The organism is Nocardia sp. NPDC060220, assembly GCF_042727815.1.
Taxonomy (GTDB): domain Bacteria; phylum Actinomycetota; class Actinomycetes; order Mycobacteriales; family Mycobacteriaceae; genus Nocardia.
In genome coordinates this window covers 1-2,173 of record NZ_JBHWZY010001028.1, presented here as the reverse complement: position 1 = coordinate 2,173, position 2,173 = coordinate 1, and the positions used below count along the sequence as shown (strand labels likewise).

At 68.4% G+C, this 2,173-nt stretch carries 3 protein-coding genes and 1 riboswitch; of the genes, 2 read left to right on the top strand and 1 reads right to left on the bottom strand.

Going from position 1 to position 2,173, the window contains the following annotated elements; genetic code table 11:
• Positions 1–76: 76 nt before the first annotated feature.
• Positions 77–292: a hypothetical protein gene (locus tag ACFWF3_RS33215; RefSeq protein ID WP_379317884.1), complete on the bottom strand. Its 216-nt coding sequence runs from the start codon at positions 290–292 to the stop codon at positions 77–79.
• A 198-nt stretch (positions 293–490) separates the two neighbouring features.
• Positions 491–683: riboswitch (cobalamin riboswitch) on the top strand.
• A 28-nt stretch (positions 684–711) separates the two neighbouring features.
• On the opposite strand from ACFWF3_RS33215, the gene ACFWF3_RS33210 reads away from it, so the two are divergent.
• Both ACFWF3_RS33210 and ACFWF3_RS33205 read left to right on the top strand, forming a co-directional pair.
• On the top strand, positions 712–1,749 hold the full coding sequence (locus tag ACFWF3_RS33210; RefSeq protein ID WP_379317882.1) for an ABC transporter substrate-binding protein: 1,038 nt from the start codon (positions 712–714) through the stop codon (positions 1,747–1,749).
• Positions 1,746–2,173: iron chelate uptake ABC transporter family permease subunit (locus tag ACFWF3_RS33205; protein WP_379317880.1), on the top strand; the 428-nt coding region annotated here is incomplete at its 3' end. The genes ACFWF3_RS33210 and ACFWF3_RS33205, both read left to right, overlap by 4 nt.

The following is a 2,173-nucleotide window of genomic DNA, read 5'->3' as shown; positions in this document are numbered from 1 at the left end:
GGACAGCGAAGTCCTGCACCGCAACTCGCACAGACGAGCACCGCGGACCCGGGGAGCACCGGGTCCGCGGTGAGGCTCAGGGCAGGGGAACCCAGGTGCCGAAGAACCAGAAGCCGTGCTGCGGCGCGTCGTTGTGATGCTCCGGCTGTTGCTGCGGCCGGTGCTCCTGACCCTGCCCGGGCCGCTGCTGGTCGTGCCCACCCGGATCCGCGCTCGCCACGCCCGCCGTGGCACCCAGCACCCCGAGGGCGAGAGTGCCCGCCACCGCGGTCTTGGCCACTGTCGACTTCATTCTCATGAGCGTTCCTCCTGATCTTCGATCTCACCGCCGAGATCGTCGGCCGGCCGAAGTGCTCGGCCGATAGCTGAATCTTCGCGGCGCAACCGTCGAGCCCGGTGGGACCCGGCTGGGAGTCGGCTGTGTATCGGATTCGGCGACCGCGCGCGAGCACCCCGCCCCGGCGCCGCCCCCTCGATGCAGTCGACGTTGCTACAGTTCACCAGCCGTGGTGTTCGGGAAACCGGTGTAGAACCGGTGCGGCCCTCGCCACTGTGATCGGGAGTTGTGAATCGATCCGGACGACATCTGTCATCCGGAGCCACTGGGGCCCTGCCCTGGGAAGGTGGATTCACCGCGCACTATCCCGTCAGCCAGGAGACCGGCCACGGCTACGCAGTACCCCATTCCACGAGGACCTGGAAGGCCGTCTCTTGACCCGCTCTGTTTTCGCGCGCCTACGTTCCGGCGCGTTGCTCGCCTGCACGATCGTTGTCACCGGTTGTGGTGTGCAACCCCTCTCCGACGCGGAGGGCGCAGCTGCTGTCACCCGCGTGAACTGTGGGATCGACGTCGCCGTCGATGGCCCACCGCAGCGGATCTACGCGGCGTATCAGCCGTCGATCGAGATCGCGCACGCGCTCGGTGTCACCGATCGGCTGGTGGGGACAGCATTCCTGGACTCCGCCGTGCTTCCGGAGTACGTCGGCGCGCAGGCACGCTCGCCATACGTCGAGAAGTTGCCCAGTCGCGACGAACTGCTCGCCCAGCGACCCGACTTCGTCATGTCGGGTTTCAACGGGGTGTTCGCGTCCTCGGCGCAGAACAGCGTCGGCACCAGGGCGAGCCTGCACGAGTTGGGTGTGCGCACCTGGGTGCTGAGTCCGCTGTGCCCGAGTGCCGACGGGCTCGCCGATGAGGCGATCGACCCCGATACCGTGCGCTTCGACAACGTGTACGCCGACCTGCGCGACCTCGGTGCCCTCTGGGGCACCTCCGAGCGCGCCGAAGAAGTTGTCACGCAGCTGAGTTCACGCATCGACGCGGTCCGCGCCAAGGTCGGCAACGCCGGGAAGCCGCGGGTCGCGGTCGTCACCCCCAAAGACGACGGCTCCTACACCGTGGCAGGCGGCATCGATTTCATCACCCAGATCATCGAGGCCGCCGGTGGCGTGAATGCCTTCGCCGATCTCACCGCGAAGCGCAACGTGCCAGTCGGCGCGGAAGAGCTCATCGCCCGTGACCCCGACATCATCCTGACCAGCCTGTGCTGCAAGGCGACCTACACGCGCGCCGACGGTCAGCCCCAGGTCGACAAGATCGTCGGAAACCCGGCATTCGCGAATCTGGCGGCCGTGCGGAACGCGACTGTGCACCCGTTCCTGTTCGCCGACCGGGCGGCAGGGGTGCGGATCGCACACTCGACTGAACTGGTCGCCACCCTGATCCATCCCGAGTTGTTCCGGCGGTGACGCGCACCGCTCGCGGCGCCGGTCCGATCGTGGCCGGCGCCGCGCTGGTGGCTGTCTGCGTCGCGTCCATCCTGATCGGCTCGCACCCGCTCACCCTCGACCAGGCCGTGGTCGCGTTCACCGATTTCCAGGGGACCGACACCGACCGGGTCGTGCGCTACATCAGGCTGCCCAGAACTGTCGCGGGACTCCTCGCCGGTGTCGCGTTGGCGCTGGCGGGCGCGGTGATGCAGGGGCTCACTCGCAACCCGCTGGCCGGGCCCGGCCTGCTCGGCGTCAACGCCGGTGCGTCCCTGGCGATCGTGATCGCGATGGGTGCGTTCGGCCTCACGGCGACGGGCGGATTCATCTGGTTCGGCTTCCTCGGTGCCGCGGTCGCCGCGGCGTTCGTCTACACGCTGGGATCGTTGGGGTTCGGTGGCGC